The sequence below is a fragment of the Streptococcus sp. NPS 308 genome (assembly GCF_002355895.1).
Classification (GTDB): domain Bacteria; phylum Bacillota; class Bacilli; order Lactobacillales; family Streptococcaceae; genus Streptococcus.
The window spans coordinates 870,137-895,885 of record NZ_AP017652.1 but is presented as its reverse complement, the minus strand read 5'-3'; the positions used below and the strand labels follow the sequence as shown (position 1 = coordinate 895,885).

The window sequence follows — 25,749 nt, the reverse complement described above, 5'->3', positions numbered from 1 at the left end:
ATTCTAGTTCTCCTTTAGCACGTATTCTTCGATAGCCCAGGCAACGGCTTCCTCGTCGTTGGTCATGGGGGTAATCACATTGGCAACTTCCTTAACCGCTGGAACTGCATTTTGCATGGCAACTCCCAGACCTGCCCACTCAATCATAGAAAGGTCATTGGCCTCGTCCCCACAAGCCATGACTTGGCTTTGGTCGATTCCTAAGTGTTTAATTAATTTCGCTAAACCTGTTGCCTTGTGGACTTTTTTTGGCGACCATTCCAATAAGAGTTCACGCGATTTGAAGATTTCGTATTGGTCAAACAATTCTGGAGAAATCTGTTGAATCGCTGCATCCAAAGGTTCTTGGGCAAAGGCGGTCACACATTTATTATATGTCATCTGACTAGATAGATCTTCAAAAGCGACAGGTACGAAAGTCAAGGCTGGGTTGAACTTAGCATAGAGACTTTCTTGGTCCGACTGGATTTGATAGACTGTTCCTTCTGAAATAGCATCTAACGGAAGTCCGAGTTTTTCAGTTTCCTCGTACAAACGTGCCACATCGTCGATTGAAAAGACGGTTTTATCGAGAATCTCTCCAGTATTTTTCTGTACCAGACCACCATTAAAGGTGATGGTGTACTCATCCTCTTGACCGTCAGTCCCTAGCTCATGGAGAAAGAAATCCATAGCCTTCAAAGGACGACCTGTTGTCAGAACGACCTTGATGCCACGATCACGCGCAGCTTTGAGGACCTCCTTGGTACGATCTGTCAGCTTTTTATCCGTTGTCAGCAAGGTTCCATCTAAATCGAGTGCAATCAATTTAATATCTGCCATTACAAGCCCTCCATATAAGTCATCACTGATTGGTCCTTATGGTGGCCAATCACTGCTTCTGCTAATTCTAAAATCTCTGGTCTCGCATTTTCAGGAGCGATTGGATGTCCAACAACCTGCATCATGTGAAGGTCATTGAGATTATCGCCAAACGCCATAACCTGATCCATGGTGAGACCAAGTTTTTTTGCCAGCTCAACAATAGCCACACCCTTATCAACATAGTCCAAGACAATATCGATGGATTCAAAACCTGTTGTCATGGCTTTCACACCAGGAACATTTTCGTTGACCCAGGCCTCTCCAGCTTCTATCGTTTCTTCAGTAAAGTTAGTAGTGAATTTAAAAATCTCATCCGTGATATCTTCCAAACGTGCTACTTTTTGAATGTTTTCATTGTAGTGACTACTTAACTTTAGATAAGTCTCATCCACTGTTTCCAATACATAACAAGCTTTTTTCCCTGTCAGAAGCATTTTTCTTTCGTTAAAATAAGGTGATTTCTTTAAAGCTTCAAAAGTGCTCAAGTAAAAATCCCGAGGCATAGTAGCCTCATACATATCCTCCCCATGAAACTCAACATAGCTCCCATTTTCAGCTATAAAAATCACTTCATCACGCACATCAGCAAATAGCTTTTTAAGGGATAAGATGCCACGACCCGAGGCCACAGCAAAATAAATTCCCCTCTCCTTGTAGGAAACAAGCAAGTTTTTGAGGCGTTCCATATCAAACCGACCCTCTCCGTCTAGAAAGGTTCCATCCATATCGGTTGCTACAAGTTTAATCATAAAATCCTTCATACTCCAATTGATAAATCTATCTTCTATTATACCATAGATAAGTTTAAAAAGGTCCAGTACAGTAGGATAGCACTACTTTTTCGGAGAAACTTCAAAAGGCCTAAAAATTAGAATCGTAGAACTTTTTTCAGATAGTTTAAAAAGATTGTTTTCCCCTACTCTTTTCTCTATAATGAAAAGAAAGGAGATGACTATGACAGAAATAAAACATGAAATTGATGCAAACTTTGCAGGCCGACTCAATATCCTACGCGCAGGTGTTCTGGGAGCCAATGATGGGATTATTTCCATCGCTGGAGTCGTTATCGGTGTTGCCAGTGCGACAAGCAATATCTGGATTATCTTTCTATCAGGATTGGCCGCTATCCTCGCTGGTGCTTTTTCTATGGCAGGTGGCGAATATGTCTCTGTATCGACTCAGAAAGACACGGAAGAAGCCGCTGTCGCTAGAGAACAGTTGCTCTTGGATAAGGACATCGAATCTGCAAAACAATCCCTCTATGCTGCTTACCTTCAAAATGGTGAGTGTGAAACGTCAGCCCAACTCTTGACCAACAAGGCCTTTTTAAAGAATCCACTCAAAGCCTTGGTTGAGGAAAAATACGGTATCGAGTACGAAGAATTTACCAATCCTTGGCATGCTGCAATCTCTAGCTTTATCGCCTTTGTACTGGGAAGTCTTCCTCCCATGCTTTCGATCACTGTCTTTCCAAGTGATTATCGCATTCCTGCTACTGTTTTTATCGTTGCCCTTTCCCTTCTCGTCACTGGCTATACCAGTGCTAAACTAGGCAAGGCACCTACGAAAACTGCTATGATCCGTAACCTCTGTATCGGACTTCTCACCATGGGAGTGACTTACCTGTTTGGACAACTCTTCAGCATTTAAGATAAAGAAATACCTCGATGAATATCGAGGTATCTTTTTTTTACATTTGCACAATCTTGCGATAGCTTCTTGAGGTAATCATAAAGATTAAGACATAGACGATGAGGAAGATAGCACAGATGGATAAAGTGACAGTCAACATCATGGTCGCATCTAGCACCCCAATGACTTTTAGGATGAGGCTAAGCATATGATAGGCAAAGGCAAGGTGTAGGAAGGCAAAGAGCAATGGGAGGAAGAAAACAGTTAGGACCTGTTTGTTGATAGTTTGCTTGATTTGCTTTTGATCGAGACCGACTTTTTGCAAAATGATAAAGCGTTCACGGTCTTCATATCCTTCAGAGATTTGTTTGTAGTAGATGACGAGAACCGTTCCCACCATAAAGATGATAGAGAGGAAGATACCGATGAAGAAGACTCCACCAAAGAGAGCACTCATCTGCGCACTACTATCAGCCAGATTGCTTCCGTAAACATAGCTTCCTTCTTTGTTTAATTCTCTATTAAAGTTGTTGACGAATTTTGAATATTCATCTGCAATTTTAAGCTGCTCGTCCTCACTAGCCGTTACATTCATACCACCATAGTATTGATTAAAGATGGAAGAGTTAGGATGCTGGTCAAGAAAGGCTTGTAAGTCAGGAACAACCAGATAGTTATAGTCCGAAGTTAGAATATTGTACTGATTTGGGACATGTTCAAGAATAAAATCTTTTTTGATTTCTTCTTTAATTGTGTAAGTCTGGTCATTCAGAGTCAGTTCTTTTTGACCTTGAAGTTGCTTGTTTTGAGCAAACAATCCAACTTCCTTACCCGAAAGTGCAAGTTTCTGTCCTGTCATATTCTCGTAGTCTTTTTGGTCAAAGACCATAAAAATAGTTTTCGGTTGAACACGATTTTGACCTTTCTCAAAGATTGTCAATTTCGTACCTTCTTGATTTGCTACACCAAAGTTACTGTATGTAAGGACTTCTTTCTTTGTGACAGTCAATCCTTTATCACTAGCATACTGGTTCAAGAGTTTTTCGATGTCTTCTTTTCCAACATTCTGTCCTGTAATCCCAAAATCATGTGGATTCATGACCTTCTTGAAGTTTTCTGATGCCTTAAAGATACTCGTTGCAGCAGACATAGTCACCAAGACCATGGTTGAGAGAATAGCAATCGTTGCCAGACCAACCGCATTTTTCTTCATACGGAAAATGAGATTGGATACGGAAATCATGTTGTTGGGTTGGTAATAGTAACGCTTGTTTTTCTTCAAGATTTGCAGAAATACTGTAATCCCTGCATTAAACAAGAGGTAAGTGCCAAAGATTACCAACAAGACTGCTACGAAGAAAATAAGAACAGCAGAAAGTGGATTTTCAACTGTTACTGCTAGGTAGTAACCCGCTCCCATACTAATCAAACCTAGTATAGTTTGAAGACCTAAGAAACGTCCTTTTTTCTCACCACTGGCCTTTTCACGAGAGAGTTGAAGGGCATTCATGCGTGCGATGCGAAAGGCATTGATAAAAATCAGACCTAGGAAGATAGCTCCAAAGACGATGAGAACTAGGATAAAGACAATTGGTTGGAAAGTCGAAACGAGCTCCACTTTCATCTTCATCAACTTCAGAAGAAGGGCAAAGATTAGCTTATCAAAGAGAGCTCCTAGGCCGAGACCAGCTGTCAAGGTTAAGGAACCAAAAATAAGAAGCTCCTTAAAAACCATACTGATTAAATGGCGCTTTTCAAGACCCAGCATACCATATACACCCAGCTCCTTGGAGCGGTTCTTCATGACAAAACTATTGGCATAAAGGACAATAATTCCAGAAGCGATGGTAACAACCACCATTCCGAGAGCAAGGGTCATAGAGATAGTTTCTCCCCCTCGGATCTTGCCAATGTTAGGATTAAGTGACAGTGAGTAAAAGAGATAGGTGATGGTCACTGCTAAGAGAACAGCAAGGGCAAAGGGATAGTAGAGTTTGCGGTTTTTAATCAAATTAGATACCGCTAACTTATTGGTTAATCGGAACATACTAATTCACCTCGCTTGCCATAACAGTCAAAGTATCAGAGATTTCTTGGAACATTTGACGCTCTGTCTTGTCTCCACGGTAGATTTGGTTGTAAAGAATGCCGTCCTTGATAAAGAGAACTCGCTTGGCCCTGCTGGCTGCTGCCGTTGAGTGGGTTACCATGAGAATGGTTTGCCCTCGCTCATTGATTTCATCAAAAACATCTAGAAGAGCTGCAGATGACTTGGAGTCAAGTGCCCCTGTTGGCTCATCCGCAAGGAGAATTTCAGGTTCAGTGATGATGGCGCGTGCTACTGCTACCCGCTGCTTTTGACCACCTGAGATCTCGTAAGGGTACTTCTCTTGCAATTGGTTGATGCCCAAATTTTCAGCTGTCACTACCAATTTCTTCATCATCTCTGTGATGGGTTTTCGAGATAACACTAGCGGAAGCAAGATATTGTCCTTAACAGACAGGGTATCTAGCAAGTTAAAGTCCTGAAAGACAAATCCCAACTTCTCACGACGGAAACTCGAAGCCTGTGAATTTTTAATAGTGGCTGTGTCTGTTCCGTTTAAGTAAACCTGACCTCGAGTTGGTTTATCCAGCATAGCTAGGATGTTGAGCAGGGTTGATTTCCCAGAACCAGACTCACCCATGATGGCAACGTAGTCACCCTTCTCTACGGTAAAGTGAATATCCTTGAGGGCCTCAACTTGGTTGCCTTGGAAACGTGTTTTGTAGATTTTTTGAACGTGTTTTACATCTAAAAGTGTCATGATTTTCCCCTTCTTAATATCCCATCAATTGAAACTGTGCTTGCATCATAGCGCATCCTAGTTGAACACGCTCGATATCTTTTTGACTTGGTTTTCTTGTTTTCTTTTGTAAAATTCTTTTCATGGTTTTGCTCCTTTGTTCTTTATGAGTCTAGTTTATCGCAAAAAAAGGTAGCCTGCCATAACCTAACCTTACAAAAGAGACTTTAATCTTACATTTTTGTAAGATTGAAGAATATCAAGCAATTTCGCTATCAATATTTTACCATAAAAGAAAGGCAAGAAGAAAACCCTTGCGGATGCAAGGGTTAAGGGTTCACTTCTTTTTCTGACTTCTTTGAGAAATAAGGAAAGTGTCTGTAAACTATTTCAAAATCCAACTCACCAAAACCGTCCATCATTGTCATCAATGGCTTCGGCTTCCTTGCGTTTGCGTGGTCCTGTTCCATACATTTCTGCTTCGATTTCTTCCTTAGTTGGCAGGATAGAGGCTAGGATGATGTAGATAATCACGCCAATCCCAAAATTTGATATGGTAAAAATAGCAAAGAGAAAGCGGACTAGAGTCACATCAAAATTCCACTTGTCTGATAGACCAGCTAAAACTCCCGATACCATACTATTTCGTTTCATTTTATAAAATTTATTATTCATGATTTGTTCCTCTTTCGGTATTCTTACAAGTAGTATAGCATGAAACAGGTTCACAAACATCAGTCCTTAGGCCGATTTAAGATGACGAGTTTACCACGGCAGACGCCACAACGATAGCGTTTGGTATCAATCCTACGCTTGCGCTGATAAGTTTGCTGACAGGATTGACACTGATAGACTAGGTAGGTGTTTTGGTCTTTCAAAGGGGGGACAAAGCGTAGTCCATCCACTTCTTTCAAAAGTTCCTTGAAATCTCGGTCCTTATGTCGATAACCCTTTTTCTGAAAATAAAGGTGATAGTGACAGAGTTCATGGCGCACGATTTTCCGAAAAACCTCCAAACCAAGTTCATTATAGACCTTGGGATTAAAATCCAAATGCCCATCCTTAGGGAAAAATCGCCCACCTGTCGTTCGCAGACGAGAATTCCACCGGGCTTGGTGTATAAAAGGTATACCAAAGTCTTCGAGGGAAACAGACTGAACGTACTTAGTCAGTTTCATCTGGAGCTAAGAGCGACAGATTAACTTTTTCACGCTCGGTATCGATTTTCTTAACCCAAACCGTTACCAAATCTCCAACAGACACCACTTGACTAGGATGTTTGATAAATTTGCGACTCATGTGGGAAATATGAATGAGGCCGTCTTCGTGAATCCCAATATCAACGAATGCACCGAAATCAACGACATTACGCACCACACCTTCCAGCTTCTGGCCGACTTTTAAATCCTTGATATCCAAGACATCTTGGCGAAGCACAGGTGCATCAAAGGAGTCCCGGAAATCTCGACCTGGTTTAAGAAGGTCGGCAATGATATCTTTAAGGGTTTCTGGGCCGAGATTCAGTTCCTGTGCCATCTCCTTAACTGAAAGGGACTTAAGCTTACTTTGTGCCTCTTCATTCAAGTCTTTGATATCCAAGCGTTTGAAAAGCTCTTTGACGGCAGCATAGTTCTCTGGATGAACTCCTGTATTATCAAGGATATTGCTACTTTCAGGAATACGGAGGAAACCAGCAGCTTGCTCAAAGGCTTTGGCACCGAGACGAGGAACTTTCTTAATTTGAGAGCGTGAAGTGATTTTTCCTTCTTCTTCACGGTATTTGACGATATTTTCAGAGATAGTTTTATTGAGTCCAGCTACGTGGGAAAGAAGTGCTGGGCTGGCTGTATTGACATTGACACCGACCTGGTTAACTACGGTATCCACGACAAAGTCCAGACTTTCAGACAGTTTCTTCTGACTGACATCGTGCTGGTATTGCCCGACACCGATTGACTTGGGATCAATTTTGACCAATTCGGCAAGCGGATCTTGCAAACGACGGGCGATAGAAATAGCCGAGCGTTTTTCAACGGTTAATTCTGGAAACTCCTGACGAGCAAGTTCACTGGCAGAGTATACGGAAGCGCCACTTTCATTGACGATGACATAGCTGACCTCAGGAAAATCTTTCAGAACTTCCGCTACAAAGGCTTCACTTTCACGACTGGCCGTCCCATTTCCAATGGCAATAATTTCTACGCCATACTGGCCAATCAGGTCGGTCAAGTCTCGCTTGGCTTCTTCGATTTGACGAGCTGAAGCTGGTTTAACAGGATAGATGACTTGGGTCGTCAGCATTTTCCCCGTCGCATCGACGACAGCCAGCTTGGCACCTGTACGAAAGGCAGGGTCAAAGCCTAGAACCACGCGCCCTTTCAGTGGAGCAACCAAGAGGAGATTGCGCAGATTATCCGAAAAGAGTTGAATTGCTCCTTCTTCTGCCTTCTCGGTTAATTCTGTCCGAATACGGCGCTCGATAGCAGGCAAGACCTTTTTCTTAACTGACTGTTGAACAACTTCATCTATATAGGCATTTTTCACCTTGAACCGGGCAGCGAAGGAAGCTAGAATACGATCCGTCGCATGTTCAAAGCCGACTTTCAAGATGCCTAATTTTTCCCCACGATTGAGGGCTAAGGTTCGATAGCCCTGCATATTACCAACTGTCTCTGAAAAATCATAATAAATCTGGAAAACTTGCTTTTCATCAAGATTTTCATCCTTGACTTGTGAAGTGATTTTAGAGTGTCTCAACACTTCCTGATAGGTCAGTGAACGCAAAGTCACATCTTCCGATAAGGCTTCGACCAAGATATCAACCGCACCAGCCAAGGCTTCTTGACCAGTCGCAAATCCTTCACAGACAAACTTCTCAGCTTCTTTCTCTAAGCCATCTACGTTTTGCAAAATCAAGCGAGCAAGAGGAAAGAGTCCAGCTTCACGGGCAATGGTTGCCTTGGTCCGACGTTTTTCCTTATAAGGAAGATAGAGTTCTTCTACGTCTGCTAATTTTTCAGCTGCCAAAATAGCTGCTTCCAATTCCTTGGTTAGTTTGCCTTGTTCTTGAATCTTAGCTAAGACAGCTTCTTTACGGTCGTTGAGATTTGTCAGACTTTTATCCAAGTCGATAATGGCCTTAATCGCCACCTCATCCAGACTACCAGTCATGTCCTTGCGATAACGCGCGATGAAGGGAATTGTCGCCCCCTCAGCCGTCAAACTTAGAATGGTATCGATTTGCTTTAAGGTTACTCCCAAATCTTGGGAGATTTTTTCATATTTTTTATCCATGAATCTATTATACCACAGAGCAAACAGCAGTCCAAAATGATAATATTTCCATAAACCAAAAAAGGACATCTATATCAAGACATCCTGTGTATTTTACACTAAATCACGTAAAATATTCAAAAGTAATTCTGTTGATTCTTCCAGCTCTTCTGTAGTATAGCTGTTATTTTGATTTTCTGGATGATGTATGATGTTGCGAATTAAGGTTGGAAGAGTTTTTTGCTCTTGTTGAGTATCCCCGTTTTTTAATAAACGATGATAGTCTTTATCTTGAGCTACACCTTTACCTACAAGCCATTTTTCGAATCCTTTCTCGGAGTAATTTTTTTCATCCTCATCAATAGCTTTTGCTTGGATAAATCCATATAGTTCATTGTGAAATTCCACGCTGTTTACTCCAAAAGCAATGTAGTTTATTTCTCCTATTGTCGGTGAGGTGGTTCCGAATAAATTTAATTCCCGCTTATCCGATACAAAATTTACCCCGTCGCCATTCTTGGAAAAAATATTGATTTGCTGAGTTCTACAATCAAACTTTTTTAACAGGTAAGGAGAATGAGTCGTAATAAAAACTTGATACTTTTCAGAAATTTTATTGAGTGAATCGATAAGTTTATCTTGAGCTTTAGGATGTAAAAATGTCTCAGGCTCATCAATAAAAAACATAATTGGCTTAGATAATGTTTCCTCTTCATTATCAAGCACACCAGCATAAACTTGAATTAAGCTTAAAGCTAATGCCCGTTGCATTCCAGTACCTTTTTCTGAAACAGAAGTTGAAATACCATTATCCGAAAGAAGAAGACTACCCGTCTTAAAGAAATTATCAATTTCAGGCAATCCAAAATTAAATTGTACCTCACCATCTCCATACTGCTCTCTCAACACGGAGGAAATTTTAGTCGCAATTCCTTCAAGAATTCTACCCAACCCTTCATCTCCAAAAGTTTTGTTATGAGCATCTTGAAATTCTCTCCAGGTATCGCCTTTTTGAAAATCTTTTGTTATGTCATTAATTATTTTACCTATTATTTTGGTCTTACCAAAATCTTGATAATCTTCATTCCTTATATCCGAATATACAAACTGAGCATCAAATAACGCAGTAATCGTTTTATCAATACCTGTGGGGTTTTCAAACCTCTTTATATCATCTTCCTCGGTTGAATTTGGATTATAAATCCTTACTTTTGAGATATCTAAAGAAACTGTTTTTTTGCCTTGCGTTACTTCACATTCCTGAGACGACCTTAAAACCCTAAGACTATACGTACCATCTTCGTTGTCGATTACATAGTCACTGTATTTATTAAGATTTAGATTTTCATCATTAACTATTTCACTGAGATCTGCACCTTTGAATTCAAGTTCGACAGATATATTTTCAGTCTCATGACCCTGAGTTATAAAATCTAACTTGTTTTTTCCACTCTGAATGAATTCAATTGCTTTAAAAATTGTCGTCTTACCACAGTTATTGTTTCCTACGAAAAAATTTACACCTTCCGAGAATTCAATAACATGCTCTCCTTTAAAACTCTTAAAGTTTACTAGTTTAATTTTAGAAATATACATTTTCTTATCTCCTACTCAAGATATGTATTAAAGTGTCCGTAGTTGTTCCTTGACCTCGTCCTTACTTATCATCTCATTGAAGAACGGCAAACCTACAATACGATAACGATCATCATCAACTAGCGTTCTCGCCTCATCTAGCTCAGAGATTTGTAGCAAGAAATCTTCTTTCCAGCTATCTGTCGCAATTAATTGAGCTCCCTTTGGCTCGATGAAAATCTGCCATGAAGCATTACCAGTCTTCTTGTCGTTCGCAAACATCAGAAAGTCTGGCTCAAAGGCTCGCCCTTTATCGAAGCTATAAATCCGCACGGCTTTTTCATTTCGAAGCAAGTAAATATCCGTCCATTTTTCTTCTAGGTCTGCCATGACATCTTGGAGAGCCTTAATTAAGTATTTTTCTTCATTCGTTCCATAATTGTCATCATAAGCATACCAATCTAGCGCATCTAAATTGACATAAATTCTATTATTCGGATCTTTTTGCGATAGTCCCATTTCTTTATCGCTACCAGATTGAATGGTGTATTTACGCAGGATAGTATCTGCGAACAAGTCTTTGATCTTATACTGTTCAAATTTTTCAGAACCAAAGTATCGCTCTTCGGTCGCAATTAAATCTTTTTCAATGTGATGGAGAAGTTTTTCCGTGATGTATAGTTTATCGTCTGGAGTTAAATCCTCCACTAGTTTGTACTGAGACTCCACTCGCATATCAATATCTGAAAGCATATTGATAAATCCAACAACATTTGACAATCCTACAAAGGCTCTCTGTAGATTATCGAACGAGAACTTTTTATTGCGATTGATAGCCGTTCTGACAATATTGTTGCTGATAACTTTGCCGAATTTGAAGGTAATCGCCTCTAATGATTCCGAAACATAATTTCCTTCATCAAATGCCTCAATATCTCGCACACCGTGGGTTGGGAGTTTGACTTCGAAAGATTTGGGGATGAAATTCGTATCAAATAGACTTCCTTGACGTTGTTCAAGTAGCTGCTCATAAGAGAGGCGTTTATTCATCCAAACGACGCCATCTGTGTAGGTTCGAGTTTTCTTGAAAGACTCCTTAAGTTTGAGCTCACGTTCTTCCAGATTTTGGTCATCATAAATCCCAGATTCGCGCAAGACTTGCTTGAGTTCTGAAATATAGCGAGGGTTGTTCGCAGAATGATAATGAAGTTGTTCAATCACTCGAAGTTCGTTGTTTTCATTCTCATCAAACTTTCGAGTGTATTTTTCATCAAAATTATCTCCAATCACAAAAGGATAATAACGAGCACCACGGCCAATCAACTGCTTCTCGGTATTGGTGGTTTTCCCAGCGACAAATCCGTTTTTTGTAGTCTTACCATCACGGGTGTCATAAAGACGGACGATATCGAAAAGATTGAGAACGTCCCAGCCTTCATTAAGCATATCCACGGCAAAGATCGCACGGATTTCATTTGTTGGTTGTTCCAAGGTATTGAGGAGAGTGAGTCTGTCTTTGTTCTTGTTTTTCCCGTCCACTAATAGCAGACGTTCTTTTCGAAAATCTTCCTGAAGCTCTGCAATCAAGTCAGCATCAGAAATGCCAACTGTCTCGAAGTAAGCAAACACTTTTTTTAAGATACTGGATTTTTCATCCATTTCTGAAACAAGCTCACGTTGCGCTTGAATATCTGCTGGAGTAAGATTTTCGAGCAAGCTTAAAAAAGCATCTAAGTTTTCTTGGCTCTCAGCAATCTTCTGCGATTTGAACATAACCAAAGGTTTCAGATTGATGCCATTTTTTAGCGCTATTTTCTTGCGATATTGGCTGATGATAATAGCCTGCAACATACGATTATTGATTTCGCCATCCACCAGATGAAAGAGAACATCTTTTGAATATTTATCCAGTCGAAATTCCTTCAAATCATATTTGAAAAGTAAGGATTTTTCGTACTTTTGAGCTAAGGTTGGATTTGTTAGGTCAATCGTTGCCGTAAACTCAAAAATACTGGATTTTTTAGCGGTGTTCTGGATAGCTTCAATGGTAGACGTCCAGCTAGTGTTGTCTTTTTTCTCGTTTGTATCCAATCCAGCATTCAAGTGATGGGCTTCATCCGCCAACATGACAACAGAAATATCCTTGAACTGCTCATAAGACAGACGATTTTCTCGTGGCGAATTCAGGTCTTGGTGGAGTTTTTGGATGGTGGTGAAAACGATATTGATACTATCTTCACGACTATCTGAAAAATCCATCACTTCACGAACTGTCACGATTTGCCCGTCCATGACAATCTTGTCCGCAAAAAGGTACTTACCAGAAGAGCTCACCAAGAAATTATCCTTGGTTTTGGTAAGAATATTGTCGTTATTGACAAAGAAGATGAAGTTTCGCTCGCCTTGCTGGTACTTTTCCAAGATAACCGCCGCCATCAAAAGCGTCTTCCCAGAACCAGTCGCCATATTGTAGAGGACTTGCTCTGGAATCGCACGATTTTCATCTGATTTATAGTATAAATAGCGTCCAATCGCTTCCTCTTGATAAAGACGCAAAGAGTGTTTCAGGTTTTTAGTAATGTAATCTGGCAAATCTACTCGAAAGTTTTTGAAGCCTGACCGACTGACCGTATCATAAGTTTCGTAAATGAAAGTCATAGCTTACTGTTCCTTTCCGTAGAAAGCATGATTGAGCTTTTTATCTTGAGCGGAAATCCCGTAATCAATATCGTCAATATCCGAGTAATTCACGTAAAGATTGTTATTATCAATAATCTCAAACATAATTTGCTTTTGTTCTGCTAAGGAAAGCTTTTCGAATTCATTTGCTTTCAGTTTTTTAGGGTCAATGCGATAAGATAAGAAGGAAGATTTTTTCGCAAGCTCAAACAGTTCTAATAATTCTTCTGTCGTTATCGCTTGGATAATGGCATTTTTGAAGTCTTGAGCATCGTTTTTCAATTCAGCATAGACAAAACTTCCACCACCAGTCCAATTGACATCTTTTGAGATTCCCGTTTGCTCACCATTAATTACATTTTTGAGACGATTAACAACTAGTTCTTCAATATAATCCATCTGCTCAATACCAATATACTGACGGTTCATCTTGTGAGCAACTGCAGCTGTTGTTCCACTCCCCAAATGATAGTCGAGAACTACATCTGATTCCTTTGTTGACATTTTTATTATTCGCTGAAGAAGTTTTTCAGGCTTTTTGCCATTAGGTAATTGAACTCCTCCTTCGTTTGCTATCGCTCCTGTTGTTTTTATATCTTGCCAAAAATCGCATGGATTTTTGAAAATATTCGAATCTGCAAAAATAACTTGTAGCCGTGGTTGCTTCGTTTCTCGGTTAAATTCTGTAATATAATAAAAAATTGTTTTTTTCTTAGACAGTGCTGAAGCCAATTGTTGGTCTGGTATACTTTCTAAAGACTTAACAATCTTAGCATAACCAGAAGAGCCTGCAGTTTTGACGATTCTATAACTGTTTTCAAACAACCAATTGTTTTTATCATCCTCGTCTTTAAAGTTCATCTCCTTTATCTTATCAGATAAAGACACTTTTATAACATCTCTAAGTATTTCGTTAGCTTCAAACACTTCTTCATCACTATTTTCATCCTGAGTTTCAATATCTATTAATCTTTGCCTATCAGTAATAGAAAAATTCTCCAAAAATATATTATTTTCATTATCCCAAGTATCTACTCGATACTTATCTATTTCATTGAATTCTCTAAAACCTTCTTTTTTGTACAATAAAATATATTCTTTTAGTTTAGGCATTCTAGATTTAGCGTGATTCATTTTTACACCACTTGCTTCACTCATTTTTACAGCAATACAATTTATAAAATTTTCACTACCAAAAATCTCATCCATCATAACTTTTAAGTATGCTTGTTCATTATCATCGCATTGTACAAATATTAAGCCATCTATTGACAGTAGCTTTTTTGAAATTATTAATCTATTTTTCATAAAAGTTAACCACGATGAATGATTAAAACTATCATTATATCTGAAACTATCATTCCCTGTATTGTAAGGAACATCAATATAAATCAACTTAACTTTTCCAGCAAAGCGTTTTTTCAAACTATGCAAAGCGATAAGATTATTCCCTTTAATGATAAGATTATCAGTATCTTTTATCTCTTCCACGTTATGCTCGCCAGTTTCGTCATAGCGTTTAAAGTTGGTCAAAACCTTATCATCCAGTAAACGATTAATTTCCGTTGGTGCAAGCGTTTCGTTAAAGAAAATCTCTTGACGTTTAGCATCATCCTTAGTCTGTCCACCCTCAAGTATGCAATCTTTGTATGGAAAATTCAATACAACATCATTGTTTTCAGACAGGTACTTCTCACCTGTCGCTAACCCAATTTTAGTTTTATACGCGGTAAAGCTATCTGGTAAGAACTCCTTGTTGTTGAGAAACTGTAAAAAGACATCCTTCTTAAAGACGAGAATACCTGTCTCCAGCTTAGAAAAGAAGTGATTAGAGATTTTTTCATCACTCATCAAGATATTAAGAAGTTCAGGATTATATTGTCTTGCAAGCACTGCTAATTTATTCTTATTGATCACACCTTCCACCATAAAGGTGTCATTTTGTGCCAGAAGGTGTTCCAGTTCTTGTTTCATATAAAGTTTACCTTTCAGTTATAATTTAGCGAAGGACTGATAGGATTCCTTTATTATGAATATAATAAAGGAAGGGTACCCTTCCTTTATTATGAATATAATAAAGGAAGGGTACCCTTCGGGTTTTTCAAATTTTTCTGATTCTATTATAGCATATTTTGAGTCAGTTCTCACAATCTTCTTGTTGCTTACGAACTTCCAATTTCTTCAAAAAACTAGAGAAAGAATCAAGCTATCTCTTTTTAATAATTTTAAGTTAGAATGGAAGCAAGTTGATGAAAAAAATTTCAGATGTTTCATGATTCAAGTAACGATAAAATTCCTAAGATGCACTTGTCTGCTTGAGTATTCAGATGAAGTAAAATCTTTGAAGATAGCAATCAACCTTTTAGCCTGTAATATACTTTCCCCAATAATCCACACTCTAAAACACCATTGTCTGCCCATATATCGGATTTTTCTCCTCAAGATACTCTTTCAATTCGAATTTGGAGATTTATTTCCAGACTGTAAATCTTACATAAAAAAAGCTTGATTTCCTTAACAAACAGAGTAATCCTTCTCGAGTATTAATAAATTAATTAATAAAGAAATTATGAACGACTATAACGTTAAACAGAATTAGTCAAACTTGGCAATAAAATCAACCAACAAAACTTTTGGGCATTGATACCAAAATGGATCTGCACCGAATTTATAGGATGCCTACCAGCAATCAACTTACCAGTGTTTATTAACAATCTAACCGCTAAAAACGGCGTTATTGATTTTGCGGTAATAAGTTTTGAGTAGTTCATCAAACACACTGAAGTTTATGAAATTAACACCACAATAGAAATTAATCAGCAAATAGGTATATTACTGAACAAAAAGTTTGGCTAACTACTCAAAGAAAGTATCAGAGGTATGGATATTATACCATAAGGGACAGCCCTTGTTTCGTCCTACCCTTTTTTACCTCTTTGATTATCAAAATAATCCCTTTTCAAGAAAATAATAGTATAATAGAGGTAGAATGTAGAAAAGAGGTAGGCCCATGGCTGTTAAATTTACAAAAACGGATGACTTGGACAAGATGTTTGAAGAATTCGCCAAACTTCCTGACTTAACACAAGTCACTTTTCCAGATGACAAAGACAAAAAAGAAAAAGTTGAGAAGAAAAAATAGATGACTGTTTTCCAATCTCTTCCTCCTAGTGTATTACAAGCGGGGGCTATTTTTCTCTCCATCATGATTGAAGCCCTTCCTTTTGTCTTGATTGGGAGTCTCATTTCGGGGTTGATTGAGGTCTATATCACACCTGATAAAGTTTATGAGTTTCTTCCTCGCAATCGTTGGGGGAGGATCTTTTTTGGTACCTTCATTGGCTTTCTCTTTCCTTCTTGCGAATGTGGAATCGTTCCAATTATTAATCGTTTTTTGGAAAAGAAAGTACCCAGCTACACGGCCGTTCCCTTTCTGGTGACTGCTCCCATTATCAATCCTATCGTTCTTTTCGCAACATATTCTGCCTTTGGCAATTCAATAAAACTTGCCTTTTTGCGAGCGCTTGGAGCCATTGTGATTGCTTTGGTGCTTGGAATTTTCCTCGGATTTTTCTGGAAAGGACCCATTCAAAAAGAGAATTCTATCGCTTGCCATGAACATGACTTTTCACACTTGGGTCCCGCTAGAAAAGTATTTCAGGTCTTCATACAAGCTATTGATGAGTTTTTCGATATGGGGCGTTACTTGGTCTTTGGCTGTCTCTTTGCGGCTATCGTGCAGGTCTATGTCCCGACTCGGATCTTGACCTCTATCAGCGCAAGTCCAGTCCTTGCGATTCTCTTGCTCATGTTTCTAGCCTTTCTCCTCTCTCTTTGTAGCGAGGCGGACGCCTTTATCGGTGCTTCTCTCCTCTCGAGCTTCGGCCTAGCGCCAGTCCTTGCTTTTCTGGTCATTGGCCCCATGCTTGATATCAAAAATCTCCTCATGATGAAACACTATCTAAAAGCGCGCTTCATCTGGCAATTCATGGGCATCGTGACCGTGCTTGTCTTGCTTTATTCTTACGTGTTGGGGGTGATGCTATGATCCGATTTATCATTCTACTAGGTTATTTTGCTCTGACCCTTTATCTGCAGCTATCTGGCAAGCTCAGTCACTACATCAACCTCCACTATTCCTATCTAGTCTATATTTCCATGCTCCTTTCTCTTCTGTTGGCTCTGGTCCAATTCTACATCTGGATCAAGAAAATCAATTCTCACAGCCATTTGGAAAGTCGTCGAGCTAGACGAATCAGTATCCTTTTACTGTCACTACCTCTGTTGATTGGGGTTGCCTTTCCGACAGTAAGTTTGGACTCGAGAACTGTATCTGCCAAAGGTTATCATTTCCCACTTGCCGAGGGAATCAACACAGCCATTCAGGCAAGCGAAGGAACATCCAGTCAATACCTCAAACCCGATACCAGTACCTATTTTTCCAAATCTGCTTATGAAAAGGAAATGAGGGCTACAGCTGATAAATACCTCGCCCAGCCGACCATTCAGGTTACAGACGAAAACTATATGGAGGTCATGGAAGTTCTCTATGACTATCCACAAGAGTTTGAAGGAAAGAAAATAGAGTTTACAGGCTTTGTCTATAACGATCCTAGCCATCCAGATAGCCAGTTCCTCTTTCGCTTTGGAATCATCCACTGTATAGCCGACTCTGGAGTATATGGACTCTTGACCAAGGGAAACTCACGCCAGTATCCTGACAATACCTGGATCACTGCCAAAGGAACCCTGACCCTCCAATACCATAAAGAACTCAAACAAAAACTCCCAACACTGGAAGTTGAGAGTTTCACAAAAGTAGACAAACCAGAAAATCCTTATGTATATCGCGTGTTTTAATAAAAAGTAGCCTGACAAGGCTACTTTTTATTATTTAGCAATTTTCTAACCTCTTGAGCACCAATCTGATCGCCTGCCTTTTCAAAAAGAACGATAGCTTGTAAAAAATTTTCATGTGATTCTTCAGGATTTTGTATCGAACCAATCTCTCCTAAACCTCTATAGGCACAAGCTTGGGCAATCAAATCATCTGTTTGCAAAGCTTGTTTTAAGGACTGTTCCATATACATGAATGCTTCTGCTACTTTTCCTAACTTTAATCGTAAATAACCTTGCTCATAATTGTTAACAGAAGATTTGAGGGTATCCTCTGTAAAAGCTTCTTCAATGACTTTTTGCTCTCTTTCGATATAGAAAAGGGCTGTTTGAAATTCATTCATTTCACGATAAACCATGGCTAACTGATGATAGCCTATATGTTCATTTTCTGGGTCGCTTTTAGTTCGTGCTAAGTCAATGTAACGCTGATAGATACTTAAGCACTCGTTGTATTTTTGCTCTTCAAGATAAATATACCCCATCAAATTTAACAAACTAAAATCTGTGCAAGTTTCCAATAAAAAATCAGCTTCAACTAATTTTTTAGCCTCATTAATCTTACCCTCAAACAATAAATCCCATGCTTGATTCATACATATCCTCCTGCTTCTTACGTTGTATAGAAAAAAATTGACAAATCGCTATCAGACTCGTATTTTTTCCAAGCTAAACTGAAGCCATAATAATCTTCAAATTCAGGGTGCCAGTCATAATAAAGTGGGACACGACTATACTTTCTCGCTACAACTTCGTCTTCAAATTCTGGAGACTCCCCTGCAGTAATTCCAAATTGAAGACCATTTAGTTCCCAGCTATTGCCCCAAACATTTTCATCAGAGAGAACATCGATCCATCTCGAGGCATCAATATCAAAATCTGCACATAACTCCAATTCATAGAATCTTCTACAGTTAATCTCTGAAGGCTTAATATAAAGGGCACCATCTACTTGGTACTTTGTATCTTTGACTTGAACCTGCGTAATTTTCATTGGAATTGGAACTCCATTTAATTCTAACCAGAAATAGCCTAAGGGAGTTTTGATACTATAATATTGCTGATTAGCAGGTTTAACATTTTTGGAGCAAGCATCAAGAATTCTTCCCAGCTTTATTATATTTCTAAAAACGTTTTTCGAAGTGAGTTGGTCGAAATGTGAATACCTACGAATGACACGTTTTAACTTTTCAACAGGAAAAGTGATATCCTTTGGTAGGGCATGATACTTCTGTACAACTAAAGCAGTTTTTTCAGTATTTTCCTTCCCTACTGGGACAATAACAGCGTGTCCTATATGGATATTTGGGTCATCACAAATATAAGTATAACCATTCCCTCCCTCCTGAAACTCAACCACAACAAGATTTAACTCTTGATCTGGATCAAAGAGAGGCTCTACCTTTTCTACTTCTTGGCGCTCATAAAAAGTAAAGTGATCTCCATCCCCCTCTTCGCCAAAAACCATGAAACTACCACACTCAGGGCACTTCCACATATAAAATGACGCTTCAGAAATATCATCATAAGAAATTTTATTATGGTCGTCAGCTTTATTTATGATTTCTTCAAACAACTCATCTGAATAAACTGAATAAGCATTTGGATCGGGCGCTCGGTAATCATTCATAGCTTGCCCACATTTACATGTCCATTTACCCATAAAAAACCTCAGTCGTGCTCTAATTCTTCAAGGAAAAATTGATTTAGAGCTCTCCAGTCTTTCTTTTCCTCACTAACACTTTGAACGTATGCATCCAACTCTTTGATATTTTTGATGATGTAGTATTGGATCGGCATAATCGGATCAATTTCCATACCCTCAGGTCCCTTTACCTTGATATCAAGCAATCTTGATACATGCTCTTTCATCTCATCAGGAAGCAATTCTTTGACCAAATCGTCAAATAAAATTGGAGGAACAGAATGGTATTTTTCAATCCAACGACAGGCCAAAATAGGACGCAGCGCATAGAAATACTTTTTAGGTTTGACCTTGTCTCCTGAAAGATACTTATTCATTTGAGTTCTAGCAGTATTCAAGTAATGATACAGCATTTTTTTCTCAGAAAAATACTGGTTGGCAAGTGGACGTATGCGATCAATAAAATCCGTTTGTTGATAAATAATTGGAGACTGTAACCATTCAAATAGTGTAGGGTTAGACTTGTAAAGGAGTTTTAAAGTCTTGTCTAAATCCCAGCCACTCACATCCCAAGTATCGTCAATTGGTAGCTCGATAACATCACGCTGTTCATTCAAACGGAGATAAAAATCCTGCTTGTGTTTGTAGATAAATCGCACATCAAAGTCACTATCAGGAGACTCAAATCCCCAAGCACGACTACCAGATTCAATAGCCCATAAAACTCTGATACCATGATCACGCTCAATTTCTGCTAATTTTTCCGGTACCAGAACATTCATTTCTTCTTGCGTTTGCATAATAAAGCCTCGTCTATAATTTTGAACATAAATAGTTGCTAAAATAGGTAACTAAGAGGACTGAAAGTGTATTATATCACACTTTCAAAACTACTAGAAAAGAACTAATCCTTCTAGTAGCTTTTTCAGACGTTTTCTATACCTGAGACCCTTGAATGACAGAATCTCCATCCTTCCAGTTCCGAGCAATTTCTTCGTCTTTCTGGAGTTGGTCTACGAGCTCGTCGATGGAGTCAAATTTGACCATATCACGGACACGGTCCAGCCAGTAGACCATGACTGTCTCACCATAAATATCATCTGAAAAGTCAAAAATGTTGACTTCAAAACGTGGCTCTTCTCCATCAAAGGTAACATTTTTTCCAACACTTGCCATTCCACGATATCTCTGACGTTGCACTTCGACATCGACTACATAGACACCATCTGCCGGCATATAAGTTCGATCTCTGAGGACCAGATTGGCTGTTGGATAACCGATAGTACGCCCACGGGCATTTCCATGAACGACCATGCCACGGGTTGGGAGAGGTGTGCCTAGTAGATGGTTGACTTCCTTGACATCTCCATCAAGAATAGCTTGACGAATCCGTGTGGAACTAATCTTGCCCTTTTCGTCCTCGACCGGAGGAACAATGATAATCTCTCCATCAAAATAATCCTTCAGGTCATCTGCGGTTTTCTTATCTGAGCCAAACGTGTAATCAAATCCCGCTACGATAATGGCTGGTTTTAAAGCTCTAACATAAGTATCAAAGAATTCTTGACCCGTTAAACTAGCAAATTTGCTACTAAAATCCAGTAAGAAAAGAGCCTCTACTCCGTGCCACTTCATCTTGTGCTCCCGTTCCTCGTGATTGACGATGTGAAGCATGAGCTCAGGTTGATAAGGTTGTAAGGCAAGTTTTGGCGACTCCGTAAAGGTCATCACGACAACTGGCAAATAATCCTTCATCGAAGCCTTACTGGCCACTTCAAAAAGTTTCTGATGCCCCTTGTGGATGCCATCAAAATAACCTAGGACAAGGACTGTTTTCCCCGGTACTGCAATGTCTTTTTCGTTCTTAATAGGTACTGTTGTAATCATGAAACTATTATATCATAGAGCAAGTATTTTCGCTAAGAGGAAATCCCAAATGTCGTTTTTTGCGCCTGAACTGACCTTGATAGACAATTCAAGCTATGAGTTTTAAAAAATAGCACCTCCTAAGAGATGCTATCATTTGGTAACTAGTCTACTGTTTCTTCCAAGTCTTTTAACTTAACCGAAACAATCTTAGAAACACCTGATTCTTGCATGGTAACCCCATAGATAGAGTCTGCTGCCGCCATTGTTCCCTTACGGTGGGTCACAACGATAAACTGACTATCCTTGTCAAAGCGATTGAGGTAATCCCCAAAACGTTTAACATTGGCTTCGTCTAGTGCCGCCTCTACCTCATCCAAGATAACAAAAGGAATAGTTTTGACTCGAATGATAGAGAACAATAAGGCCAAGGCCGATAGGGCTTTTTCACCACCACTCATGAGGTTGAGTGACTGAATTTTCTTACCTGGTGGTTGGACAGAAATCTCCACACCAGCTGTTAAAAGGTCACCCTCAGTCAATATCAAGTCTGCCTGACCACCGCCAAACATCTGTCTAAAGGTCACTTTAAAGGACTCACGAATCGCCTCAAAGGTTGATTTGAAGCGTTCCTTAACCTCATCATTCATCTCTGTGATGGTCTCAAGGAGCAGGTTTTTCGCAGACAAAATATCATCCCGTTGGCTATTGAGGAAATCCAGACGGTTGTGAACTTCTTCATACTGGTCTATAGCGTCCAAGTTGACAGGACCCAGTGAGCGAATAGACTTCTCCAAATCCTTAACCTCTTGCTCTGCCAGAGTTAGGTCTTCCAGTACATGAGCCTTTTCTAGTGCCTCTGTGTAGCTGATCTGGTACTGGTCTGTTAATTGAGCTTGTAGATAGCGCAAGCGTTCGCTGACCTTTTCTTTCTTAGCTTCAGCACGTGTTTGCTTGCGAATCCACTCCTCATTCTGCTGGCGAGCCTGATTCAAATGGCTGGCAATATCATCCAGTTGACCCTCGATATCATCCAACTCAAACTGCTTGCGAATCAGACCTTGTTGAAGATTGGCTTTCTGAGTTTTGGCCTCTTCCACCTGCTGGCTTAGCAAATCCGTATCAACCTTCTCAAGATTATCAACCTTTTCTTGGAGAAGGCGCTGAATTTCCTTTTGTTCGAGATTGAGGCTATCTAGTTCCTTACCTAAGCGTTCTATATCAGTCACTTCGTACCGCTTTTGTCCTTGCAGTTCGGACTTAAGCAAGCGCGCTTGAGAAATCTGTTCCTGCAAGTTTTGATAGCGTTCTTGAATAGCATTTTTGTTAGACTTAATCTCTTCAATCTCAGCTTCCAGATTTTGCTTTTCACTGGCAATGCTGGCAAGGCGCTCTTGGCATTTTTCCTTGTCTGCTTGCCAATCTCCTTCAGATAGGCGATTTAATTCCTCTTCTTGAAGTTTCCAAAGAGTCTCTAACTCTTCCACTTGCTGATTGGTTTGTTGATAGGAGAGGTACAAGCCTTGCTCATGGATACGAGCTTGCTCACCCTGAGATTTGATAGCTTCTAATCTTTCTGCCAATACCGCCATCTCATCTTGCAAGGTCTTCAAACTCGCTTCTTCTGACCGCAAGTCAGCTTCTTCTTTAGCAATTTCTTTTTGTAATTGCTCCAGCTCTGGCTTGATGAAGATACTGTTATTTTGACGATTGGCACCCCCCGCGTAGGAACCACCTGTGCGCAATTCGGTACCATCAAGCGTCACCATGCGAACCTGATAGCGAACTTGACGAGCTGCGGCACTCGCATGTTCTACAGTATCAAAAATCGCTGTCGTAGCTAGCAAGTTCTTGAAAATGGCTTCTAGTCTCTTGTCAAACGACACCAAGTCATCAGCCATACCAAGGAAGCCTGGACTTGATGCGATAGCATCCTGATTCTGACTAGAAATCGTACGAGCCTTGATCGTTGTCAATGGAAGGAAGGTTGCACGACCGGCTCTGTTGCGCTTGAGGAAATCAATAGCCTTAGTCGCCGCGTTCTCATCTTCTACGATGATGTGCTGACTGCTAGCTCCAAGTGCAATCTCCAACGCAGTTTGATAACGCACATCAAAGGTCAAATGTTCACTAACTGCACCAATAATCCCACCTAGGCGGTCTTTTTCTTGGAGAACACTCTTAACACCTGCGTAAAAGTTACTATGATTCCTAAGGATGTTTTCCAAACTTTGGGCTCTAGCCTGCTTATTTTTGAGACTATCCAGACGGTCAAAGAGTTGGCTCTGCTGGGCTTGGTAAGAAACTTTCTGTTCCTCTTGTTCCTTGGCACTGGCTTGGTAGTCTGCCAATAATTTCTGAACCTGCTCCTTGGCGGTTTCAAGCTCGTCTTTTTGCTGACTAGCCTTCTCTTTAGCTGTAGCAAGCTGTTCTTTCAATTTCTCAAGTTGATCTGCTTGTTTTTGAGACAGCTGACGGCTGTTTTCCAACTCATTCTCGATGCGGGTCAGTTGGTTTGAGACATCCGCTTCTTCTTGTAAAAGCGCAACAAAACGTTCACGCAGGAGCTCGATCATTTGGTCAGGATCATCTGAAAATGCCAACAACTCCGCTTCTAAACGATTGAGTTCCTTGTTGTTTTCAGCTAGACTTTCCTCTAACTGTTCCAGGTTCGCTTCTTTTTCAACCTTTTCCTTACTTAGCGCCTTTCTCTTGTCTTCCAAAGTCGCCAAACGGGCTTGTGCTTCTTGTTGATTGAGGGCTACTTGCTCGGACTCCAGTTTTGATAGGGCTAATTTTTGTTCTAAATCACTTATCAGATTCGTCAGATCCATCAAACTTCCTTGGTCTTTGGACATTTGAGCTTGGAGATCTTGGCGTTTCTTTTTAAGACCTTGATTTTCTTCTTCTAACTCTTCACGCTTTTGATAATAACTAGTCAAAAGTTCCTGAACCTGAGTTAGTTCTTCTTCCGTCAGCTCTAGTTCAGCCTTGTTTTCCTTAATCTGAGCGACCAAAACATCCAAGTAAATAGCCTTGCGTTGACCATCCAAGTCTAGAAACTTACGAGCATTCTCGGCTTGTTTTGCAAGGGGCTTGATTTGATTGTCCAACTCATAGATAATATCCTCTAAGCGGTCTAGGTTGTCCTGAGTTTGTTGCAGTTTGCTCTCTGTTTCTTTTCTTCGAGTTTTGTACTTTAAAACTCCAGCAGCTTCTTCAAAAATGGCACGGCGTTCTTCAGGCTTGGAATTAAAAATCTCCTCAACCTTCCCTTGGGAAATAATAGAGAAGGAATCCCGTCCCAAACCGGTATCCAAGAAGAGGTCATGTACATCACGCAGACGGACTTTCTTACCATCAATCCGATACTCGCTATCACCACTACGATAGATATGGCGCTCTACCTTGATTTCCTGCCCCGCATCCTTGATAAAACCATCTTCATTATCCAAGGTTACGACAACAGAAGCATAGTTCAATGGTTTCCGACTTTCAGTCCCAGCAAAAATGACATCGGGCATCTTGCCACCACGAAGGCTCTTGACACTGGACTCCCCCAAGGCCCATCGCAGACTTTCTGTGATATTTGACTTTCCAGATCCATTGGGCCCAACGACAGCTGTCACACCTTGGTCAAAGACTACCTTAGTCTTGTCAGCAAAGGACTTGAATCCCTGAATCTCAATCTCCTTTAAATACATGAATCCAGCCCTTTCTCAACTGCATTTTTTGCGGCCTCTTGCTCAGCTAATTTTTTAGAACGCCCTTGGCCTTTTCCAATACTCTTGCCTTCAACCAGGACTTCTACATCAAAAATCTTATCATGAGCAGGTCCCGTTTCAGAGGTCACCTGGTAACGAATATCCACATCGCCATTGACCTGGAGTAGCTCTTGCAGGTGTGTCTTATAATCCTTAATCATTTCAAAGTCACCTGCTTCAACCTTGGGGATCATGACTTGATAGATGAACTCTTTTACTCTAGCAACATCCTTGTCTAAAAGCAATGCTCCCAGAAAGGCTTCAAAGGCATCGCCAAGAATGGTGTCACGATTGCGCCCACCAGACTTTTCTTCCCCTTTTCCTAGCTTGATAAACTGATCAAACTGGCAATCACGCGCAAAACCAGCCAAACTCTCCTCACGGACAATCATAGCACGGAGCTTGGACAAATCGCCCTCTGGTTTCTTAGGATATTTTTTATACAGATATTCTGAAATCAATAATTGCAGAACAGCGTCTCCTAAAAATTCCAAGCGCTCATTGTGTGAAATTTTTAAGAGGCGATGCTCATTAGCATAACTCGTATGAGTAAAGGCAGTTTCTAGTAGCTTTTTATCTGCAAATTCGATTGCAAAACGGTCTTTCAGTACAGTTTGTAATTCTTTCATACCAACCTCTTTCTAACTGATAACAGTCCCTCTTATTATATCAAAAAAAGCACCCTGAGTCACTTTAAAACGGGACTGGAGGGGAATTGAGCATTTTTTAGAAGACAATTTTCAATTTTAGGGGCAGTATAAAGAAAAAA

Annotated in this window: 20 protein-coding genes; 4 read left to right on the top strand and 16 right to left on the bottom strand. The window is 39.9% G+C overall.

Annotated features, from left to right (window positions below; genetic code table 11):
• Positions 1 to 3 precede the first annotated feature (3 nt).
• Positions 4 to 822: a Cof-type HAD-IIB family hydrolase gene (locus tag SNAG_RS04720; protein ID WP_096407000.1), complete on the bottom strand. Its 819-nt coding sequence runs from the start codon at positions 820 to 822 to the stop codon at positions 4 to 6.
• Positions 822 to 1,613, bottom strand: coding sequence for a Cof-type HAD-IIB family hydrolase (locus SNAG_RS04715; RefSeq protein ID WP_096408846.1), 792 nt, complete (start codon positions 1,611 to 1,613; stop codon positions 822 to 824). The genes SNAG_RS04720 and SNAG_RS04715 overlap by 1 nt, the downstream gene beginning before the upstream one ends.
• Positions 1,614 to 1,818: 205 nt before the next feature.
• Between SNAG_RS04715 and SNAG_RS04710 the strand changes: the two genes are divergently transcribed.
• Positions 1,819 to 2,514, top strand: coding sequence for a VIT1/CCC1 transporter family protein (locus SNAG_RS04710; RefSeq protein ID WP_096406997.1), 696 nt, complete (start codon positions 1,819 to 1,821; stop codon positions 2,512 to 2,514).
• Between the two features lie 40 nt (positions 2,515 to 2,554).
• Here SNAG_RS04710 and SNAG_RS04705 read toward each other — a convergent pair whose 3' ends face one another.
• The 8 genes from SNAG_RS04705 to SNAG_RS04670 all read right to left on the bottom strand — a co-directional run bounded on the left by SNAG_RS04705 (position 2,555) and on the right by SNAG_RS04670 (position 14,783).
• Positions 2,555 to 4,543 carry an ABC transporter permease gene (locus tag SNAG_RS04705; protein ID WP_096406994.1) on the bottom strand — a complete coding sequence of 663 codons (1,989 nt, stop codon included), beginning with the start codon at positions 4,541 to 4,543 and terminating at the stop codon, positions 2,555 to 2,557.
• A 1-nt stretch (position 4,544) separates the two neighbouring features.
• Positions 4,545 to 5,303, bottom strand: a complete 759-nt coding sequence (locus tag SNAG_RS04700) for an ABC transporter ATP-binding protein (protein WP_000173369.1) — start codon at positions 5,301 to 5,303, stop codon at positions 4,545 to 4,547.
• Positions 5,304 to 5,684: 381 nt separating this feature from the next.
• A complete protein-coding gene (locus tag SNAG_RS04695) occupies positions 5,685 to 5,957 on the bottom strand; it encodes a PspC domain-containing protein (RefSeq protein WP_001060204.1) in 273 nt (90 codons plus the stop codon).
• Between the two features lie 59 nt (positions 5,958 to 6,016).
• Positions 6,017 to 6,460: a SprT family protein gene (locus tag SNAG_RS04690; protein WP_096406992.1), complete on the bottom strand. Its 444-nt coding sequence runs from the start codon at positions 6,458 to 6,460 to the stop codon at positions 6,017 to 6,019.
• A complete protein-coding gene (locus tag SNAG_RS04685; RefSeq protein ID WP_096406989.1) occupies positions 6,447 to 8,576 on the bottom strand; it encodes a Tex family protein in 2,130 nt (709 codons plus the stop codon). The genes SNAG_RS04690 and SNAG_RS04685 overlap by 14 nt, the downstream gene beginning before the upstream one ends.
• A 93-nt stretch (positions 8,577 to 8,669) precedes the next feature.
• On the bottom strand, positions 8,670 to 10,151 hold the full coding sequence (locus tag SNAG_RS04680; protein ID WP_000275945.1) for an AAA family ATPase: 1,482 nt from the start codon (positions 10,149 to 10,151) through the stop codon (positions 8,670 to 8,672).
• 27 nt (positions 10,152 to 10,178) lie between these two features.
• Positions 10,179 to 12,788, bottom strand: a complete 2,610-nt coding sequence (locus SNAG_RS04675) for a DEAD/DEAH box helicase family protein (RefSeq protein WP_096406987.1) — start codon at positions 12,786 to 12,788, stop codon at positions 10,179 to 10,181.
• Between the two features lie 3 nt (positions 12,789 to 12,791).
• On the bottom strand, positions 12,792 to 14,783 hold the full coding sequence (locus SNAG_RS04670) for a DNA methyltransferase (protein WP_000806988.1): 1,992 nt from the start codon (positions 14,781 to 14,783) through the stop codon (positions 12,792 to 12,794).
• Positions 14,784 to 15,819: 1,036 nt separating this feature from the next.
• On the opposite strand from SNAG_RS04670, the gene SNAG_RS09960 reads away from it, so the two are divergent.
• Genes SNAG_RS09960 through SNAG_RS04650 form a run of 3 tightly spaced genes read left to right on the top strand, consistent with a single transcriptional unit; the run spans position 15,820 to position 17,669 of the window.
• Positions 15,820 to 15,951, top strand: a complete 132-nt coding sequence (locus tag SNAG_RS09960) for an SPJ_0845 family protein (protein ID WP_000268696.1) — start codon at positions 15,820 to 15,822, stop codon at positions 15,949 to 15,951.
• Entirely contained in the window at positions 15,952 to 16,857 is a 906-nt protein-coding gene (locus tag SNAG_RS04655; protein ID WP_096406985.1) for a permease, read from the top strand.
• Positions 16,854 to 17,669, top strand: coding sequence for a TIGR03943 family putative permease subunit (locus tag SNAG_RS04650; RefSeq protein WP_096406982.1), 816 nt, complete (start codon positions 16,854 to 16,856; stop codon positions 17,667 to 17,669). Before SNAG_RS04655 ends, SNAG_RS04650 begins: the two co-directional genes overlap by 4 nt.
• A gap of 20 nt (positions 17,670 to 17,689) precedes the next feature.
• On the opposite strand, the gene SNAG_RS04645 is transcribed toward SNAG_RS04650, so the two are convergent.
• From SNAG_RS04645 to rnc, 6 genes are all read right to left on the bottom strand, one after another.
• Positions 17,690 to 18,301, bottom strand: a complete 612-nt coding sequence (locus SNAG_RS04645; RefSeq protein WP_096406980.1) for a tetratricopeptide repeat protein — start codon at positions 18,299 to 18,301, stop codon at positions 17,690 to 17,692.
• A 17-nt stretch (positions 18,302 to 18,318) separates the two neighbouring features.
• Positions 18,319 to 19,368: a hypothetical protein gene (locus SNAG_RS04640; protein WP_096406977.1), complete on the bottom strand. Its 1,050-nt coding sequence runs from the start codon at positions 19,366 to 19,368 to the stop codon at positions 18,319 to 18,321.
• Positions 19,369 to 19,376: 8 nt separating this feature from the next.
• Positions 19,377 to 20,150 carry a nucleotidyltransferase domain-containing protein gene (locus SNAG_RS04635; protein WP_096406975.1) on the bottom strand — a complete coding sequence of 258 codons (774 nt, stop codon included), beginning with the start codon at positions 20,148 to 20,150 and terminating at the stop codon, positions 19,377 to 19,379.
• Between the two features lie 136 nt (positions 20,151 to 20,286).
• Positions 20,287 to 21,237 (bottom strand): bifunctional riboflavin kinase/FAD synthetase, encoded by a 951-nt coding sequence (locus SNAG_RS04630; RefSeq protein ID WP_096406972.1) that lies wholly within the window; start codon positions 21,235 to 21,237, stop codon positions 20,287 to 20,289.
• A gap of 143 nt (positions 21,238 to 21,380) precedes the next feature.
• Positions 21,381 to 24,920 (bottom strand): chromosome segregation protein SMC, encoded by a 3,540-nt coding sequence (gene smc / locus SNAG_RS04625; RefSeq protein ID WP_096406970.1) that lies wholly within the window; start codon positions 24,918 to 24,920, stop codon positions 21,381 to 21,383.
• Entirely contained in the window at positions 24,911 to 25,609 is a 699-nt protein-coding gene (gene rnc, locus SNAG_RS04620; RefSeq protein ID WP_096406967.1) for a ribonuclease III, read from the bottom strand. The genes smc and rnc overlap by 10 nt, the downstream gene beginning before the upstream one ends.
• Positions 25,610 to 25,749 lie beyond the last annotated feature (140 nt).

Excerpts from the sequence above, each read along its gene's own strand:
- SNAG_RS04720 (WP_096407000.1), bottom strand. The coding sequence starts at position 822 with ATGGCAGATATTAAATTGATTGCACTCGATTTAGATGGAACCTTGCTG.
- SNAG_RS04715 (WP_096408846.1), bottom strand. The coding sequence starts at position 1,613 with ATGATTAAACTTGTAGCAACCGATATGGATGGAACCTTTCTAGACGGA.
- SNAG_RS04710 (WP_096406997.1), top strand. The coding sequence starts at position 1,819 with ATGACAGAAATAAAACATGAAATTGATGCAAACTTTGCAGGCCGACTC.
- SNAG_RS04705 (WP_096406994.1), bottom strand. The coding sequence starts at position 4,543 with ATGTTCCGATTAACCAATAAGTTAGCGGTATCTAATTTGATTAAAAAC.
- SNAG_RS04700 (WP_000173369.1), bottom strand. The coding sequence starts at position 5,303 with ATGACACTTTTAGATGTAAAACACGTTCAAAAAATCTACAAAACACGT.
- SNAG_RS04695 (WP_001060204.1), bottom strand. The coding sequence starts at position 5,957 with ATGAATAATAAATTTTATAAAATGAAACGAAATAGTATGGTATCGGGA.
- SNAG_RS04690 (WP_096406992.1), bottom strand. The coding sequence starts at position 6,460 with ATGAAACTGACTAAGTACGTTCAGTCTGTTTCCCTCGAAGACTTTGGT.
- SNAG_RS04685 (WP_096406989.1), bottom strand. The coding sequence starts at position 8,576 with ATGGATAAAAAATATGAAAAAATCTCCCAAGATTTGGGAGTAACCTTA.
- SNAG_RS04680 (WP_000275945.1), bottom strand. The coding sequence starts at position 10,151 with ATGTATATTTCTAAAATTAAACTAGTAAACTTTAAGAGTTTTAAAGGA.
- SNAG_RS04675 (WP_096406987.1), bottom strand. The coding sequence starts at position 12,788 with ATGACTTTCATTTACGAAACTTATGATACGGTCAGTCGGTCAGGCTTC.
- SNAG_RS04670 (WP_000806988.1), bottom strand. The coding sequence starts at position 14,783 with ATGAAACAAGAACTGGAACACCTTCTGGCACAAAATGACACCTTTATG.
- SNAG_RS09960 (WP_000268696.1), top strand. The coding sequence starts at position 15,820 with ATGGCTGTTAAATTTACAAAAACGGATGACTTGGACAAGATGTTTGAA.
- SNAG_RS04655 (WP_096406985.1), top strand. The coding sequence starts at position 15,952 with ATGACTGTTTTCCAATCTCTTCCTCCTAGTGTATTACAAGCGGGGGCT.
- SNAG_RS04650 (WP_096406982.1), top strand. The coding sequence starts at position 16,854 with ATGATCCGATTTATCATTCTACTAGGTTATTTTGCTCTGACCCTTTAT.
- SNAG_RS04645 (WP_096406980.1), bottom strand. The coding sequence starts at position 18,301 with ATGAATCAAGCATGGGATTTATTGTTTGAGGGTAAGATTAATGAGGCT.
- SNAG_RS04640 (WP_096406977.1), bottom strand. The coding sequence starts at position 19,368 with ATGGGTAAATGGACATGTAAATGTGGGCAAGCTATGAATGATTACCGA.
- SNAG_RS04635 (WP_096406975.1), bottom strand. The coding sequence starts at position 20,150 with ATGCAAACGCAAGAAGAAATGAATGTTCTGGTACCGGAAAAATTAGCA.
- SNAG_RS04630 (WP_096406972.1), bottom strand. The coding sequence starts at position 21,237 with ATGATTACAACAGTACCTATTAAGAACGAAAAAGACATTGCAGTACCG.
- smc (WP_096406970.1), bottom strand. The coding sequence starts at position 24,920 with ATGTATTTAAAGGAGATTGAGATTCAGGGATTCAAGTCCTTTGCTGAC.
- rnc (WP_096406967.1), bottom strand. The coding sequence starts at position 25,609 with ATGAAAGAATTACAAACTGTACTGAAAGACCGTTTTGCAATCGAATTT.